General features: G+C 67.9%; 14 protein-coding genes and 1 pseudogene. 13 read left to right on the top strand and 2 right to left on the bottom strand.

The features are described from left to right. Positions 1-130: 130 nt before the first annotated feature. The 9 genes and pseudogenes from Q8L83_RS09760 to Q8L83_RS09720 form a co-directional block, all read left to right on the top strand. Positions 131-1,021 (top strand): annotated as a pseudogene (locus Q8L83_RS09760) (MiaB/RimO family radical SAM methylthiotransferase); the annotation flags it as partial. After that, the gene (locus tag Q8L83_RS09755) at positions 1,018-1,968 is read left to right on the top strand and encodes a PhoH family protein (protein WP_305286422.1); all 951 of its coding nucleotides are present in this window, start codon (positions 1,018-1,020) and stop codon (positions 1,966-1,968) included. The pseudogene Q8L83_RS09760 and the gene Q8L83_RS09755, both read left to right, overlap by 4 nt. Beyond that, positions 1,965-2,429, top strand: coding sequence for an rRNA maturation RNase YbeY (ybeY, locus tag Q8L83_RS09750; RefSeq protein ID WP_305286421.1), 465 nt, complete (start codon positions 1,965-1,967; stop codon positions 2,427-2,429). Before Q8L83_RS09755 ends, ybeY begins: the two co-directional genes overlap by 4 nt. Then, complete coding sequence (locus Q8L83_RS09745) at positions 2,422-3,303, top strand: hemolysin family protein (RefSeq protein WP_305286420.1); 882 nt, start codon at positions 2,422-2,424, stop codon at positions 3,301-3,303. Before ybeY ends, Q8L83_RS09745 begins: the two co-directional genes overlap by 8 nt. Position 3,304: 1 nt before the next feature. Then, a complete protein-coding gene (gene lnt, locus Q8L83_RS09740; RefSeq protein WP_370868380.1) occupies positions 3,305-4,885 on the top strand; it encodes an apolipoprotein N-acyltransferase in 1,581 nt (526 codons plus the stop codon). Between the two features lie 53 nt (positions 4,886-4,938). Next, positions 4,939-5,361 carry a helix-turn-helix domain-containing protein gene (locus Q8L83_RS09735; RefSeq protein WP_305286416.1) on the top strand — a complete coding sequence of 141 codons (423 nt, stop codon included), beginning with the start codon at positions 4,939-4,941 and terminating at the stop codon, positions 5,359-5,361. Positions 5,362-5,498: 137 nt separating this feature from the next. Further along, positions 5,499-6,719 carry a methionine adenosyltransferase gene (gene metK, locus Q8L83_RS09730; RefSeq protein WP_305286414.1) on the top strand — a complete coding sequence of 407 codons (1,221 nt, stop codon included), beginning with the start codon at positions 5,499-5,501 and terminating at the stop codon, positions 6,717-6,719. Between the two features lie 137 nt (positions 6,720-6,856). Beyond that, complete coding sequence (gene trmB / locus Q8L83_RS09725) at positions 6,857-7,534, top strand: tRNA (guanosine(46)-N7)-methyltransferase TrmB (RefSeq protein WP_305286413.1); 678 nt, start codon at positions 6,857-6,859, stop codon at positions 7,532-7,534. Positions 7,535-7,615: 81 nt separating this feature from the next. Continuing rightward, positions 7,616-8,044: a hypothetical protein gene (locus Q8L83_RS09720; protein ID WP_305286411.1), complete on the top strand. Its 429-nt coding sequence runs from the start codon at positions 7,616-7,618 to the stop codon at positions 8,042-8,044. 50 nt (positions 8,045-8,094) lie between these two features. Here the strand turns inward: Q8L83_RS09720 and ppa are convergent, their stop codons facing one another. Beyond that, positions 8,095-8,646 carry an inorganic diphosphatase gene (gene ppa, locus Q8L83_RS09715; protein WP_056733429.1) on the bottom strand — a complete coding sequence of 184 codons (552 nt, stop codon included), beginning with the start codon at positions 8,644-8,646 and terminating at the stop codon, positions 8,095-8,097. A 271-nt stretch (positions 8,647-8,917) separates the two neighbouring features. Here ppa and rimP point away from each other — a divergent pair, with 271 nt between their 5' ends. The 4 genes from rimP to infB all read left to right on the top strand — a co-directional run bounded on the left by rimP (position 8,918) and on the right by infB (position 15,049). Then, the gene (gene rimP, locus Q8L83_RS09710; RefSeq protein WP_305286405.1) at positions 8,918-9,463 is read left to right on the top strand and encodes a ribosome maturation factor RimP; all 546 of its coding nucleotides are present in this window, start codon (positions 8,918-8,920) and stop codon (positions 9,461-9,463) included. 13 nt (positions 9,464-9,476) lie between these two features. After that, entirely contained in the window at positions 9,477-11,237 is a 1,761-nt protein-coding gene (gene nusA, locus Q8L83_RS09705) for a transcription termination factor NusA (protein ID WP_305286403.1), read from the top strand. 56 nt (positions 11,238-11,293) lie between these two features. After that, positions 11,294-11,932: an RNA-binding protein gene (locus Q8L83_RS09700; protein WP_305286427.1), complete on the top strand. Its 639-nt coding sequence runs from the start codon at positions 11,294-11,296 to the stop codon at positions 11,930-11,932. Positions 11,933-12,025: 93 nt separating this feature from the next. Further along, positions 12,026-15,049, top strand: a complete 3,024-nt coding sequence (gene infB / locus Q8L83_RS09695) for a translation initiation factor IF-2 (RefSeq protein WP_305286402.1) — start codon at positions 12,026-12,028, stop codon at positions 15,047-15,049. Positions 15,050-15,147: 98 nt separating this feature from the next. Here the strand turns inward: infB and Q8L83_RS09690 are convergent, their stop codons facing one another. Continuing rightward, complete coding sequence (locus tag Q8L83_RS09690) at positions 15,148-15,885, bottom strand: acyl-homoserine-lactone synthase (RefSeq protein ID WP_305286401.1); 738 nt, start codon at positions 15,883-15,885, stop codon at positions 15,148-15,150. Between the last annotated feature and the right edge of the window lie 36 nt (positions 15,886-15,921).

The following is a 15,921-nucleotide window of genomic DNA, read 5'->3' as shown; positions in this document are numbered from 1 at the left end:
TCGGCCATGCGCTCGCTGTCATAGACGTTCATCTGACAGCCGTACGTCTTGATGTAGAGGCGCTTGGTTGGAGCGGACATGGCCGGGTTTATGGGGCTGTGGATAGGTTGGCGCAAGGCGCACAACAGCGCGCAACGCCGGCGGCGTCACCGCCTTCCTCACCGTGCAGGAGGGCTGCGACAAGTTCTGCACCTTCTGCGTCGTGCCCTACACCCGGGGTGGGGAGTGGTCGCGTCCGGTCGAAACCATCCTGGCCGAGGCTCGCGACCTGGCCGCCAAGGGCGTTCGCGAAATCACCCTGCTTGGGCAGAACGTCAACGCCTACGCTGGAGAGGGCGGGCTCGCCGGGCTGGCCCGCAAATTGGCCAAGATCGAGGGCCTGGATCGGATTCGCTACACCACCAGTCACCCCGCAGACATGGGCGATGATCTGATCGCCGCCCACGCCGAGCTGCCGCAGTTGATGCCCTATCTGCACCTGCCGGTGCAGGCGGGGTCGGACAAGATCCTCAAGGCCATGAACCGCGCCCACACCGCCGAAAGCTATTTGCGGCTGGTCGAGAAGATCCGCGCCGCACGGCCCGACATCGCCATGGCCGGCGATTTCATCGTCGGCTTCCCCGGCGAGCGAGACGCCGACTTCGAGGCGACGCTGCAACTGGTTCGAGAGGTCGGCTACGCCGGCGCTTTCAGCTTCAAATATTCTCGCCGCCCCGGCACGCCAGCTTCGGCACTGCCAGGCCAGGTGGCCGATGAGGTGAAGGAAGAGCGGCTCGCGCGTCTGAACGCCTTGCTGGACGAGCAGCAGCGGGCTTTCAACGCCAGTCAGGCCGGCAAGGTCTTGCCGGTGCTGTTTGAACGGCCCGGTCGACATCCGGGTCAATTGTCAGGCCGCAGCCCCTATTTGCAGGCCGTGCACGTCGATGGTCCGGATCGCCTGATCGGCCAGATCGTTCCCGTTCGGATCGAGGCCGGAAGCAAGATGAGTCTGGCCGGCGTGCTGGAAATGGAAACCGCGTGAGCAAACCCGAATACATCCAGTTGTCCGACGCCGCCGCCCGCGCGGTGGCCGGCGCATCCAGCCGTCACGCCGCCTTGATCGAAGACGCCTTCAACGTCCTGATCGAGACGCCTGGCGGCGGGGTGTCGGTGGATGGCGACGCCAAGGCCCGCGCCGGCGCCAAGCAGGTGATCTCGGCCCTGGCCGCGCGCGCCGACGCCGGCCAGGAAGTCACTGAAGCCGATGTCCGCGTGGCGATCGGCCAAGTGCGGGTCGGCGCGGCCAAGGCGCCGGGCGGCTTGCCGGCCGGCCGTCGCGGCCAGGTCGCCCCCCGCACCCCCGGGCAGGCTCGTTATCTCGACGCCCTGGCGAATTGCGAACTGGTGTTTGGTCTCGGTCCCGCCGGCACCGGCAAGACCTTCCTGGCCGTCGCGCATGGCGCGGGCCTGCTGCTGCGCGGCGAGGTCGAACGGCTGATCGTCTCACGGCCCGCGGTCGAGGCGGGCGAGCGTCTGGGCTTTTTGCCGGGCGACCTGACCGAGAAGGTCGATCCCTATATGGCTCCGGTCTGGGAGGCCCTGACCGACATCCTGGGCGTCGACCAGTTCCGCCGCCGCCGCGAGAAGGGTGAGATCGAGGTCGCGCCCATCGCCTTCCTGCGTGGTCGAACGCTCAGCCACGCCTTCGTCATCGTCGACGAGGCGCAGAACACCACGCGCCTGCAGATGAAGATGGTCCTTACGCGGATCGGCGAAGGCTCGCGCATGGCGGTGACGGGCGATCCGACCCAGATCGACCTGGTGAACGCCTCGGATTCCGGGCTCGCCCACGCGGTCAGCCTGCTGGAAGGCGTTAAGGGGGTCGGCGTCAATCGCTTCGCCGCCGAGGACATCGTTCGCCACCCGATGGTGGAGCGTATCGTGCGGGCCTATGACGCCGATGCGGCCAAGCGCGGACGAGCGATTTGATCGACATCGAAATCGAAGACGAGGCCTGGCTGGCGGCGGCTCCCGATGCGGAGCTGCTGGTCGAGGACGCCGCGGCTGCGGCTCTGACCCAGATAGATTTCGACGGCGGCGGGGTCACCATCCTGCTGACCGACGATGAAAGCGTGCGCGAACTGAACGCTCGGTTTCGCCAGAAGGACAATGCGACCAACGTCCTGTCCTTTCCCGCGCCGCAAAATCCGGAGGGGCATTTGGGCGATATCGCGCTCGCCTTCGGGGTCTGCGCGCGAGAAGCAACCGAGCAGGGCAAACCTTTGGCGCACCACCTGCAACACCTGGTGGCGCACGGGGTATTGCATCTTGTAGGATACGATCACGAAACTGACGCCGAGGCCGAACAAATGGAAGGTCTTGAGCGCGTCATCCTGGCCGGGTTGGGCGTCCCAGACCCTTATGCGGCCGAGCAGGGAGACCATGACTAACCCCTCGGACGGACCATCCAGTCCGCCCGAACCCGCTAGGCAAAGCCGCGGTGTTCGGGCGTTTCTTCGCAGGCTTCGCGGCAAGAGCGGCGCTGATTCATCAGCGGCTCACCAGCCCGTCCATGGCGCGGCCAATGGATTGGTCGAGCAGGCCGCGGCGTTTCAATCCATGCGGGTGGGCGACGTCATGACGCCGCGCGTCGATATCGTGGCGGTAGAGCTCTCCACGCCCTTCGCCGAGGTCGTCGAGCGGTTCGCCGAGGCCGAGCACAGCCGCATGCCGATCTATCGCGAGACCTTGGACGATCCGGTCGGGGTCATCCACGTGAAGGACATCTTCAAATTGCTGGCGCGCGGCAAGCAGCCTGGCCCTGAGGCCTTGGTCCTTCAGAAGCTGCGCCGCGACGCCCTCTATGTGCCGGGGTCCATGCGCGCCGCCGATCTGCTGCTGAGGATGCAGACCGAACGCACCCACATGGCCTTGGTGATTGACGAATTCGGCGGGACCGACGGCTTGGTGACCATGGAGGACCTGGTCGAGGCGGTGGTCGGCGACATTGACGACGAGCATGACGAGGCGACGGTCGCCAGCGTCATACCGCGTCCGGGCGGGGTCTACGAAGTCGACGCCCGCGCGCCGCTGGAAAAGCTTGAGGCCGCCATCGGCCACGACCTGGCGCCCGGCGAACTGGACGAGGAAATCGACACCGTCGGCGGGCTGGTTTCGGCCTTGGCCGGACGGGTGCCGCAGCGCGGCGAGGTGATTTCCCATCCCGGCGGCTACGAAATCCAGGTGCTGGATTCCGACGCCCGGCGGGTGAAACGAGTCAGGTTCAAGCCCACGGCGAAGGCCGAGGTGGGCGGCGAGGCCTGACCTGAAACCCTCGTCTCCATGGATCCCGCGCCTGCTGGCGCTCGCCGCCGGCTTGGCGGCGGGCTTGGCCCATCCGCCGTTCGGCCTGCTGCCGGGGTTGCTGGGCTACGCGCTCCTGATGCGGCTGGCCGATACCGAGGGGCCGCGTCCGCTACGCTCGGCCTTCTTCCGGGGCTGGCTCGCCGGTGTCGGCTATTTCGCGATCGGCGTCTGGTGGATCACTGAGGCGTTTCTGGTCGACGCCGCCGCCCACGGCTGGATGGCGCCCTTCGCCCTGCTGTTCATGGCCGGCGGGTTGGCGCTGTTCTGGGGACTTGCGGCCCTGGCCTATCGATGGGCGGCCGTGCGCGGGCCGTGGCGGGTGCTGGCTTTCGCCGGATGCCTGGCCTTGGCGGAGTGGGTGAGGGGGCACGTCTTCACGGGCTTTCCCTGGAACCTGCCGGGCGAAAGCTGGGGCGCTGGCGGCGCGATCTCGCAAACAGCCGCCCTGGTTGGCTCCTACGGCCTGAGCTGGATCACCATCGCGGTGGCGGCCAGCGCCGCCTTGGTCTTGGACTCCACGCCGCGCCGCGGCCGGGCGGTTGGGCTTGGCCTCGCCGTTGCGACACTTGCCGGCCTCTTCGCGTTCGGTGCGATGCGTCTGGCCGCCGCGCCGCAGGGGGCGGCCGCCGCGCCGCTGATCCGTGTCGTCCAGGCCAATATCGACCAGAAGGACAAGTGGAAGCCCGAGAACCTCGATCTGATTGTCGACACCTATGTCTCGCTGTCGCGCAGCCGGCCGGGCGAGCCCGTTCCAGCTGTTGTGGTGTGGCCTGAGGGCGCCTTGCCAGCGGTGATCGACCAACTGCTGGCGCCGGGCAGTCCCTATGTGCCGCGTATCGCCGCGGCCTTGCAGCCGGGCCAGACCCTGATGCTGGGGGCCAATCGCATGGGGCTGTCGGCTACGGGCGAGCCGGACTACTTCAACAGCCTCATCGCCCTGCGCCGCGAGGCGACTGGGCTGAGGGTCACCGGCGTCTATGACAAACACCGGCTGGTGCCGTTCGGCGAGTTCCTGCCGTTCGGCGACTTGGCGACCAAGTTCGGCATCCGCAGCCTGGTGCATATGCCCGAGGACTTCACCGCGGGGCCGGAGCCGCGACCCATGTCGCCCGATGGCCTGCCGCCGGTTCAGCCGCTGATTTGCTACGAGGCGTTGTTCCCCAGGCTGGCCGACGGTGCGGCCAAGCGGGCCGGCGTCCGCGCCGAATGGCTGCTCAATGTCTCCAACGACGCCTGGTTCGGCGCCACCAGCGGTCCGTGGCAACATTTGAACATCGCCAGCTACCGGGCGATCGAGGCTGGCCTGCCGATCGTTCGCGCCACGCCGACCGGAGTCTCGGCCGTGATTGATGCGCAAGGCAAGATTTTGTCAGGCGCGAAGCTCGGCCTTGGTGAGACGGGCGTCATCGATGCGCGGCTGCCGCCGGCCCGTTCGCCGACCCTCTACAATCGCATCGGTGAATCAGCCTTCGCCATGATGTTGCTCATTTCGGCGGTGACGATGGCGTGGGGACGCTATCGTAGAGCTTCGCGGAATTGACGGTTCATTCAGGCAAATGAGGCGTCGGCCCGGGGCTCATTTAGGGTTGAGCCATGGCTAAGGATATTGATCTCGCTCCCAATCCCGTCGACGTGCATGTCGGTTTGCGGATCAGGTTGCGGCGCAAGGAGCTTGGCGTCAGCCAGGAGAAGCTGGCCGAAGCGATCGGCCTTACTTTTCAGCAGGTTCAGAAGTACGAGCGCGCGGCCAATCGTGTCTCGGCGTCCAAGCTCTACGAGGTGGCTCGCGCCCTCGACACCTCCACGGCCTACTTCTTCGAGGGCCTGACCGACGCCCATATTCGCACCGCCGCCGAGCCGGGCGGCCAGAGCCAGATGCAGGCGTTCCTGCTCACCGCCGAGGGCGTCGAGCTTGCGACGACGTTCCCAAGGATCCAGCCCTCCCGGGTGCGTCGCCGTATTCTCGATCTGGTTCGCGCCATGGTCGATGACAGAGCAGTGGTCCCCGAGGACTGATCTCTTTCGACAGCGGCCTCTTAACCCTGCGGCGATTGACGCGGCTTGCGGGATATAAAGATTTCTTTATAGGTTTCCGCCGACGTCCAATTGGGGCTGCCGCGCGCCGGCGCCTGCACGATTTCCGGAGCTAACACTTGAGCCGTTCCTCCTACATTTTCACCAGCGAAAGCGTGTCCGAAGGTCACCCGGACAAGGTCGCCGACCGCATCTCCGATACGGTGGTCGACGCCTTCCTGGCGGCGGAGCCCGAGGCCCGCGTGGCCTGCGAGACGCTGGTCACCACCAACCGGATCGTGCTGGCCGGTGAAGTTCGCGCCGGCAAGCCCGGGGCCTCCAAAGCCGAGAACAAGCAGCTGACCAAGGACATCCTGGCCAGCCTCGAGCCCAAGGTCCGCGCCGCGGTGAAGGACATCGGCTACGAGCAGAAGGGCTTCCACTGGCAGAAGGCGAAGTTCGCCAACTACCTGCACGCCCAGTCCGCCGACATCGCCGTCGGCGTCGATTCGACCGATAAGAAGGAAGAGGGCGCGGGCGACCAGGGCATCATGTTCGGCTACGCCTGCGACGAGACCCCGTCGCTGATGCCGGCGACCCTGCAATTCTCGCACGACATCCTGCACAAGCTGGCCGAGGTCCGTCACTCGGGCGAATGCGAGGCCCTTGAGCCCGACGCCAAGAGCCAGGTCACGGTGCTCTATCAGGACGGCCGCCCGGTCGAGATCCTGCAGATCGTCGTCTCCACCCAGCACAAGAAGAAGATCGGCGACCAGGCCGCGAACTCCAAGCGCATTCAGGCGCTGATCAAGCCCTATGTCGAGAGCGTGCTCCCCTCGGGCCTGATCACCAAGAAAACCAAGTGGCACGTCAATCCGACCGTCCGCTTCCTGATCGGCGGCCCCGACGGCGACGCCGGCGTCACCGGCCGCAAGATCATCGTCGACACCTATGGCGGCGCCTCGCCGCACGGCGGCGGCGCGTTCTCGGGCAAGGATCCGACCAAGGTTGACCGTTCGGCCGCCTATGCTTGCCGCTATCTGGCCAAGAACGTCGTGGCGGCGGGCCTGGCGCGCAAGTGCACCATCCAGATCAGCTACGCCATCGGCGTCGCCAATCCGCTGAGCTTCTATGTCGACCTGCACGGCACCGGCGAAGTCGATCCGGCCAAGCTGGAACTGGCCCTGCCGCAGATGATCGGCGGCGCCACGCCGCGCGCCATCCGCGAGCACCTGCAGCTCAACCGCCCGATCTATGCGCGTACGGCGGCCTACGGCCACTTTGGCCGCCAGCCCGACAACGAGGGCGGCTTCTCCTGGGAAAAGACCGATCTGGTCGACCAGTTGAAGAGCCTGGCGTAATCTAGGTCCTGAGCCCCGCTTCGGCGGAATGTTCAGTCTGTGTGGGGGCCGTCGTGCGCAAGCGCGGCGGCCCTTCTCATTGCCCCGACACGCTCGGCCGCATTCCCTCCAGGCCAGGACCGCGCTAGAGGGCGGCGATGGAAGACACTGCTCACCCGCTGCTCCGCTCCTATGGCCGGATCAAGTCACGCCCGATCAAGCCGCGCCAGGCCGCCTTGGTGGAAACCCTGCTGCCGCAGATCCGCGCGCCCCAGGCGCCGTTCGATCCCGCCGACCTGATGCCGGGGGCCGAAGAGGTCTGGCTGGAGATCGGCTTTGGCGGCGGCGAGCATATGGCCAGCCAGGCCGCGCGGGCGCCGAACGTGCTGATCATCGGTTGCGAGCCGTTCCTGAACGGCGTGGCCAGCGCGGTGCGCCACGTGGACGAGCAAGGCCTGAAGAACGTGCGGATCAAGGACGGCGACGCCCGTGAACTGATCGGCCATCTGCCCGACGCTTGTCTGAACCGGGTGTTCATCCTGTTTCCCGATCCGTGGCCCAAGGCGCGTCACCACAAGCGCCGGATCGTGCAGCCCGAAGTGCTGGCGGACCTGGCCAGGGTGATGAAGCCCGGCGGCAAGCTGCGCTTCGCCACTGATGTTGCGGGCTATGCCGACTGGGCGCTGGAGCGGGTGCTCGCCTCGCCGGACTTCAAGTGGGCCGCAGAGCGCGCCGACGACTGGCGTGTCCCGCCCGCCGACCACATCACCACGCGCTATGAGGAAAAGCGTCTGGGCGATTGCGAGCCGGTCTTCTTCGACTTCGAACGGGTCTAGGGCTCCTCGAAGGTTACCTCTCAGGTAATGGCGAGGCTTGATCTCGCTCTCTAGGCTGCCGCCAGCAATGGAGGGCAGACCATGTCGCGTTTCTGGCGAACCTGGATGATCGGAGGGTGCTGGGCCGTCGGTCTCTTTGGCGTGATCCTGGCGGCGAGCGCGTTTGAAGCGACCGCAGGGCCTACCCGCCTGCTGTTTAGCCTGCTGAACGATCGCGTCGCGTTCGATCCCGCTCCGCACCTGCGGTTCAGCCTGGCGGTCCTGGGCGCGGTGACTATCGGCTGGAGCCTGACGCTGGCGGCGGCGATCCAGGCGGCGCATCTACTGGGCGATCAGGCTAGGCCCGTGTGGGTCCTCGTGACCGCCAGCCTGGTGGCCTGGTACGCGATCGACACGACGCTGTCGATGGCCACGGGCTTCGGGCTCAACGCCATCCCGAATACGATTTTTCTGGTGGTCTTCCTGCTGCCGATCATTCGCAGCGGCGTGCTCAAGACGCTTTCGTCGTGAGGCGGGCGCATCACCAGGCCGGGCCTGGTGATGCGTCAATAGTTTCGGGCCTACTTCTGGCCCCAGCCCTTGCCGGCGGCGTTGGCGCGCTCGATGCCTTGGCGGATCAATTCGCCGGTTTCTTCCGGATCGGCCCAGCGGACGATCTCGACCGACTTGCCCTTTTCCAGGTCTTTGTAGTGCTGGAAGAAGTGGGCGATCTGCTCGGTGAGGATGGCGGGCAGGCCGCGCCAGGAGTCCACGCCTGCGTAGAACGGGTGCAGCTTGTCGACCGGCACGGCCAGGACCTTTTCGTCGCCGCCGGCCTCATCGACCATCATCAGGGTGCCGATAGGCCGCACGCGGATCACCGCGCCTGGGACGACGGGGGTCGGGCCGACAACGAGCACGTCCATCGGGTCGCCATCGTCCGACAGGGTGTGGGGGATGAAGCCGTAGTTGCCCGGGTAGTACATGGCCGTGTGCAGGAAGCGATCGACCATGATCGCGCCCGACTCCTTGTCGAGCTCGTACTTCACCGGTTCGCCGCCTTGCGGGATCTCGATGATGGCGTTGACGTCGTAGGGCGGGTTCACGCCGGTGGGGATCTTGGAGATGTCCATAGGGAGGAAGGACCTTGAAGACGCGACAGTTGAGGGCGCCGTCTGTGGACTATTCGGAGCCAGTGGAAAAGGGGCGCTGGGAATTCGATGGTGCGAATGCTGCAAATAACCGCCGAAATGGCCGGGTGAAACGCTCGAAACTGGGAGGGGCTGACAAACGGCGGCGCGCGCGCTATATAGGCCTCCACATCGTCCGTTAGCGCTGGATAGCGCCTACGAGCGGCAGGCTTCGGCCCGGCCGCTTTTTTGTTGCCGGAGAGTAGCCAAGCTTATGCGAGGCAAGACCACGGAAGACCAAAGGCTCGTTGAGCTGCTCGACCCTGTCGCCGAAGCCGCCGGCTACGAGATCGTGCGCCTGCGCCTGATGGGGGGCGAAACCGCCCGCCGATTGCAGATCATGGCCGAGACGCCCGATGGCGAGATGGTCGTCGAAGACTGTGCGCGCCTGAGCCGCGCCATTTCCGAAGTGATGGACGCCGCCGACCCGATCAAGGGCGAGTACACGCTGGAAGTCTCCTCGCCGGGAGTCGATCGCCCGCTGACGCGCCTGAAGGACTTCGCCACCTATGAGGGGCACGAAGCCCGCATCGAGCTCGACCGTGTCGCCGAGGGCCGTAAGCGGTTCCGCGGCGTGCTGGCCGGCATCGACGGCGACAATATCGGCATCGATCTGGAAGGGGAGGAGGCCACCGCCATGGTGCCGTTCTCCTGGATCGTCGACGCCAAGCTGATCCTGACCGACGCCCTGATGAAGCGCGGCGCTGAAGAGCGCGCCGCCCGCATCGAGGGCGACGACCAACAAGATACACCCGAGTAAAAGGACACAACCGATGAGCCTGACCGGCATTTCCGCCAACCGGCTTGAGCTGTTGCAGATCGCCGAGGCCGTGGCCCGCGAGAAGTCGATCGACAAAGAGATCGTCATCGAGGCCATCGAGGAAGCGATCCAGAAGGGCGCTCGCGCCCGCTACGGCGCTGAGCATGACATCCGGGTCCATATCGATCCCAAGACCGGCGAGACCACGGTCAAGCGGGTGATCACCGTCGTTCCGGACGAAACCGTCTACGAGAACGAAGAAGGCATCCCTGAAGAGCCCGTCGGCGTGCGCCGTCTGTCGGACGCGCTGCGCGACGACAAGACCGCCGTGGTCGGCAAGATCTACGAAGAGGTCCTGCCGCCGTTCGAGTTCGGCCGGGTCCAGACCCAGATGGCCCGCCAGGTCGTGACCGGTAAGGTCCGCGAAGCCGAGCGCGAGCGTCAGCACGAAGAATTCAAGGACCGCGTGGGCGAGATCGTCAACGGCGTGGTCAAGCGCGTCGAGTACGGCAACACCGTTGTCGACCTGGGCCGCGGCGAAGGCATCATGCGCCGCGACCAGTCGATCCCGCGCGAGAACTTCAATATCGGCGACCGGATTCGCTGCTACATCTACGACGTCCGCCGCGAGACCAAGGGGCCGCAGATCCTGCTGAGCCGCGCCCACGGCGGCTTCATGGCCAAGCTGTTCGCCCAGGAAGTGCCCGAGGTCTATGACGGGGTGATCGAGATCCGCGCCGTGGCCCGCGATCCCGGCAGCCGCGCCAAGATGGCCGTGGTCTCCAATGACAGCTCCATCGACCCCGTCGGCGCCTGCGTCGGCATGCGCGGCAGCCGCGTCCAGGCCGTGGTCGCCGAGCTGCAGGGCGAGAAGATCGACATCATCCAGTGGAGCCCCGACGAGCCAACCTTCATCGTCAACGCCCTGGCCCCGGCCGAGGTGTCCAAGGTCGTGCTGGACGAAGAGGACGAGCGCGTCGAGGTCGTCGTGCCCGACGAGCAGCTGTCGCTGGCCATCGGCCGCCGCGGCCAGAACGTCCGCCTGGCCAGCCAGCTGACCGGCTGGCAGATCGACATCATGACCGAGAGCCAGGAGAGCGAGCGCCGCCAGCGCGAGTTCGCCGAGCGCACGGCCCTGTTCCAGGAAGCCCTGGACGTGGACGAGGTCATCGCCCAGCTGCTGGTCACCGAAGGCTTCGCCACCGTCGAGGACGTCGCCTATGTGGAGACCGCCGAAGTGGCCTCCATCGAGGGCTTCGACGAGGACACCGCCGAAGAGATTCAGGCCCGCGCCCGGGACTTCCTGGACCGCGAAGCCGCCGAATACGACGCCAAGCGCAAGGCGCTGGGGGTCGAGGATGGCCTGCTGGAAATCAACGGCGTCACCCTGCCGATGGCCGTGGCCCTGGGCGAGGGCGGCGTGAAGACCGTCGAGGACCTGGCCGACCTGACCCCCGACGACCTGCGCGGCTGGTACGAGAATCGCAATGGCGAGCGGGTGCGTGAGAACGGCATCCTGGAGACCTTCGCCCTGGACCCGGCCGACGCCGAGGCCCTGATCGTGCGCGCCCGGGTCGCCATGGGCTGGATCGAGGCTCCGCCCGAGCCCGAGCAGGACCTGGACGAGGCGGCCCCCGAGCTCACCGAGGAAGAGATGGTCTTCGGCCGACCGGGCGCCAGCGCCGCGGCCGCGTCCGCCGATCCTGAAGCCGAGACCGAGACTGAGGCTGAGGCGGAAACCGAGGCTCCGGCCAAGGACGAAGGCGAGGCCTAGACCCTGTGCCCGACCCGGAACCGAACGAACAGGACCTGACCGGTCAGGACCCCGACGTGACGCCCCGGGTCGGACCCGCCACCCTCGCCGAGGCCGCCCGCGAACGCCGCGACGTGGTCTCGGGCGAGACCCGGGACGAGTCCGCCCTGATCCGCTTCGTCCTGGCGCCGGACGGCACGGTGACGCCGGACCTGGCGCGGAAACTTCCGGGCCGTGGCATATGGGTCGCCGCCGACCGGGCCTCGGTCGAGATCGCCGCGCGCAAGGGCCATTTCGCCCGCTCGGCCAAGACCAAGGCCAAGGCGCCCGCCGACCTCGCCGACCAGGTGGAGATGCTTCTGCAGCGGCGGGTTCTTGACGGTCTGGGGCTTGCGCGACGCGCCGGCCGCCTTATCTCGGGATTTGAGAAGGTCTCCGCAGCCCTAACCTCGGGGCAGGCGGCGTGGCTGATCGAGGCCGCAGACGGCGCCCCCGACGGCCGACGCAAGATTTTCGCCGCCCTCCGGCGTTCCCCACGTCCCGTCGGACAGGTCGGCCTCTTCTCCTCGGCTGAATTGGGTTTGGCCTTGGGGCTGGAGAATGTGATACACACCGCCTTCCTTGCGGGGCGTACCGCCGATCGTTGGGCGCTGGAAGTTCAGCGTCTGGCGGGATTTCGCCCGCTCCTTCCAGAGAGTTGGCGCGAGGAGCCGTGACGAGGCGGGCGGAACTTTGCGGTTCCGCGCGTCATATCTGTTTGGACGATTAGAAGACGGCCGGTTCATCCGGTCGGTAAGTAAAGCGAGCGCATGAGCGACGACAAAGACAACGGCCGAACCCCAGGCGGACGCCCGCCTCTGACCCTTAAGCCCCGCGGCGCGGGCTCGGTCAGCGCAGGGACGGTGAAGCAGAGCTTCAGCCACGGCCGCTCCAAGCCCGTGGACGTGGAGACCAAGCGTCCGCGCACGCATGTGCCGGCGCCGAGCAATCTGGCCGGCCCGTCGTCCTCCGAGCGGCGTGGATCGGATTCTCGTCCTGCGCCCCGTGGCTCAGGCGACGCCTCTGGCCTGTCGAGCGAAGAGCTGCGCGCGCGTCAGAACGCCATCGAGCGCGCCCGCGAGGCCGCCCTGGCTGCGGCCGAGGCCAAGGCCCGCGAAGAACGCGCCCGCGCCGAGCGTGAGGCGGCCGCCAAGGCCGCCGCCGCCCAGGAACAGGCCGCCGCCCAGAGCGCTGCGGCTCAGACGGCTGCGGCCAAGCCCGCGGCCGAGGCGCCTGCGGCTCCGGCGGCTTCGGCCCCCGCTGACGCGGCCCCGGCCGCTGCGGCGTCCACCGAGGCCAAGAGCGAGCCCGTCAAGGGCGCGCCGGCCCCCGCCTCGACCCCGGCTCAGGCCGCGCCCGCCGAGCGCCCGCGCGCTGCGGCGCCCCGGACTGACGGTCCCCGCAACGCCGGCGCCGGCGCCGGCGGCGGTCAGACCCGCTCCTATACGCCGTCGCCCGATCGCCGGGACGACCGCGCCAGCACCACCACCTATCGCCCGCCGCGGCCGCGCTTTGACGCCACCAGCTTCAACCAGCGCGCGCCCCGTCAGGACCGCGACACCCGCGCCGAGGCTCCGCCGCCGGCCGAGCAGCCGCGCGAGGATCGCTCCACCCCCCGCGGTGAGCGTTCGGCGCCTGCGGGCGGCGATACGGTTCGCTATTCGGCCCTGACGCCGCGGCCCGCGCCGCCGCGCGACGGTCCCCGTGGGGCCGGCCGTCCGGTCGCCCCTGGGGCGCCGCCGGCCACCCCTGAAGTCCAGCGCGCCGCCCGTCAGGCGCCGCGTCCCGGCGCAGCCAATCTCGATCGCCGTCCGGAAGAGGAAGACGATCGCCGCGGCAAGCCCCCGGCGCCCGGCAAGGCGATCAGCCGTGGCAAGGGCGCGCCCCAGCGCCGCGAAGGCCGCCTGACCATCCAGGCCCTGGCGGCCGGCGATGAGGGCGCTGTCGAGCGCATGCGGTCCCTGGCCTCGGTTCGCCGGGCCCGTGAGCGTGAGCGTGAAAAGCGCAAGGGCGGCGGCCAGGAAGCGGCCCGCGTGGCCCGCGAAGTCATCATCCCCGACGTCATCACGGTGGGCGAGCTCGCCAACCGCATGACCACCCGCGGGGTCGAGGTCATCAAGTTCCTGATGCGTCAGGGCGTGATGATGAAGATCAACGATGTCATCGATTCCGACACCGCCGAACTGGTGGCCACCGAGTTTGGCCATACCGTCAAGCGCGTCTCGGAGTCCGACGTCGAGACCGGCTTCCTGTCCACCGACAGCGATGACAGCGATGCGCCCCTGCGCTCGCCGGTCGTGGCGGTCATGGGCCACGTCGACCACGGCAAGACCTCGCTGCTGGACGCCCTGCGTTCGGCCGATGTCGCCTCGGGCGAGCACGGCGGAATCACCCAGCACATCGGCGCCTATCAGGTGCGGCTGGAGGACGGCAACCGGGTGACCTTCCTGGACACCCCTGGCCACGCCGCCTTCTCGGCCATGCGCGCCCGCGGGGCCAATGTCACCGACATCGTCATCCTGGTGGTGGCCGCCGACGACGGCGTCATGCCCCAGACCATCGAGGCCATCCAGCACGCCAAGGCGTCCGGCGCCCCGATCATCGTGGCGATCAACAAGATCGACAAACCCGACGCCGATCCGAACCGGGTGATCAACGAGCTGCTGCAGCACGAGATCGTCGTCGAGCGCCTGGGCGGTGAAACCCAGGTGGTCGAGGTCTCGGCCCTGGAAAAGCTCGGCCTGGACGACCTCCTGGAAGCCATCCTGATCCAGGCCGAGGTCATGGAGCTGCGGGCCGATCCGGACCGCACCGCCGAGGGCGTGGTCATCGAGGCCAAGCTCGACCGCGGCCGTGGCGCGGTGTCCACCGTCCTGGTCAAGCGCGGCAGCCTGAAGCGCGGCGACATCGTCGTGGCCGGCGCCAACTGGGGCCGGGTCCGCGCCCTGTTCAACGAGCGCGACGAGCAACTCGACGTGGCCGGTCCCTCCACCCCGGTGGAGATTCTCGGCCTCGACGGCACGCCCGAGCCCGGCGAACCCCTGGCCGTGGTGGAGAACGAAGCCCGCGCCCGGGAGATCACCGAGTACCGCCAGCGGGTGAAGCGCGAGAAGTCGGGCTCTCCGGTGGCCGGCGCGTCCCTGGCCGACATGATGGCCAAGCTCGCCGACAAGAAGGTCTCCGAGCTGCCCGTCATCGTGAAGGCCGACGTGCAGGGTTCGGCCGAAGCCATCGTCGGTTCGCTGGACAAGATCTCCACGGACGAGGTGCGCGCGCGCATCATCCTGTCCGGCGCCGGCGCGATCAGCGAAAGCGACGTCATGCTGGCCAAGGGGGCGGGTTCGCCGATCCTCGGCTTCAACGGCCGCGCCGCCAAGCAGGCCCGTGACCTGGCCGAGCGCGAAGGCGTCGAGATCCGCTACTATTCGATCATCTACGACCTGATCGACGACATCAAAGGCGTGCTCTCGGGCATGCTGGCGCCGATCCAGCGGGAAACCTTCCTGGGCAACGCCGAAGTCCTGCAGGCCTTCGACATTTCCAAGGTCGGCCGCGTGGCTGGTTGCCGCGTCACCGAGGGCGTGGTCCGCAAGGGCGCCCGCGTCCGGATCATCCGCAACGACGTGGTGGTCCTGGAGCTGGGCGTGCTGCAGACGCTCAAGCGCTTCAAGGACGAGGTCAACGAGGTCCCCAACGGCCAGGAATGCGGCATGGCGTTCCAGGGCTTCCAGGACATCAAGGCCGGCGACACGATCGAGTGCTTCAACCTCGAAGAGGTCAAGCGCTACCTCTAGGTCTGATTTTCGTCAGAACAGAATGGGCCGGCGGCGATCTTCGCCTCCGGCCCTTTTTCTTGGCCGCCGTCTTATCCTGACCGAGGCCCACCCGCGCCTCAGTTCTCCTCGGCCGCCGCCCGTCGCAGGGCGGCCATCAAGGCCTGCAGGTCGCGCCGCTCCAGGCGTGCGGCGACGCCGAGCATCTCCTCGATCTCCTGGGGGCGAATGTCGGCGTTGGTGGTCACGTCGGGCAGGCGCAGGCGGCGGGCGCGCTCGATCCCGAGGGTCTCGCGCAGGGCTGCGATGGTCTCCGGCCCCGTCCCGATCTCGAAGGCGAAGGCCGGGCTCGCGCCAAAGAGCAGGGTGGGCCCAAGCTTGCCGATGGCCATGCCCGAGCGCATCAGCACCTCTTCCATCAGACCATCGGCCAGCCCCACCAGGCGCCGGACGCCGCGCTCGCAGGCCTCCTCCAGGATGGCCAGGCGCACCTCGGCCGGCGGCACGTGGCCCGGGCGGCGCTCGCTGGGGGGCAGGAGCAGGATGCGGCTCAGCTCCCAGGTGTCCGTCCGCCAGGCCAGGTCGGCGCCGGGCGCGAGATGCGCGGCCGGCCCGCCAAGCAGACTCCAGCCGAGGGTCGGGCGGATGCGGCAACTGGCCACCAGGTCCCCGTCGGCCTCAAGCACGAGGAAATAGATCGCCTGATCGTCGTCGCCCGGATCGGACTCGCCGCCGTGGGCGTCCCGCTGGAGGGGCCAGCCGAGCTGGTCGATGAACATCGCGGCGCGCTGCGCATGCATCATCGCCAACTCGCGGCGGTAGAGGCTGCGATTGCCGCCGGTGACGACATGGATCATGCGCCGTCAGCCCCCCGGTCCCAGCGGCCTGGAATG

The sequence above is a fragment of the Phenylobacterium sp. genome (assembly GCF_030680185.1).
In the GTDB taxonomy this organism is placed as follows: Bacteria; Pseudomonadota; Alphaproteobacteria; order Caulobacterales; family Caulobacteraceae; genus Phenylobacterium.
Note: the sequence above shows the minus strand (reverse complement) of the source record. Positions and strands in the feature narration are given on the sequence as shown.

Bases quoted from the DNA above. Each gene is read 5' to 3' on its own strand.
- Q8L83_RS09745 (WP_305286420.1), top strand. From the start codon at position 2,422: ATGACTAACCCCTCGGACGGACCATCCAGTCCGCCCGAACCCGCTAGG.
- Q8L83_RS09735 (WP_305286416.1), top strand. From the start codon at position 4,939: ATGGCTAAGGATATTGATCTCGCTCCCAATCCCGTCGACGTGCATGTC.
- trmB (WP_305286413.1), top strand. From the start codon at position 6,857: ATGGAAGACACTGCTCACCCGCTGCTCCGCTCCTATGGCCGGATCAAG.
- Q8L83_RS09720 (WP_305286411.1), top strand. From the start codon at position 7,616: ATGTCGCGTTTCTGGCGAACCTGGATGATCGGAGGGTGCTGGGCCGTC.
- ppa (WP_056733429.1), bottom strand. From the start codon at position 8,646: ATGGACATCTCCAAGATCCCCACCGGCGTGAACCCGCCCTACGACGTC.
- rimP (WP_305286405.1), top strand. From the start codon at position 8,918: ATGCGAGGCAAGACCACGGAAGACCAAAGGCTCGTTGAGCTGCTCGAC.
- nusA (WP_305286403.1), top strand. From the start codon at position 9,477: ATGAGCCTGACCGGCATTTCCGCCAACCGGCTTGAGCTGTTGCAGATC.
- infB (WP_305286402.1), top strand. From the start codon at position 12,026: ATGAGCGACGACAAAGACAACGGCCGAACCCCAGGCGGACGCCCGCCT.
- Q8L83_RS09690 (WP_305286401.1), bottom strand. From the start codon at position 15,885: ATGATCCATGTCGTCACCGGCGGCAATCGCAGCCTCTACCGCCGCGAG.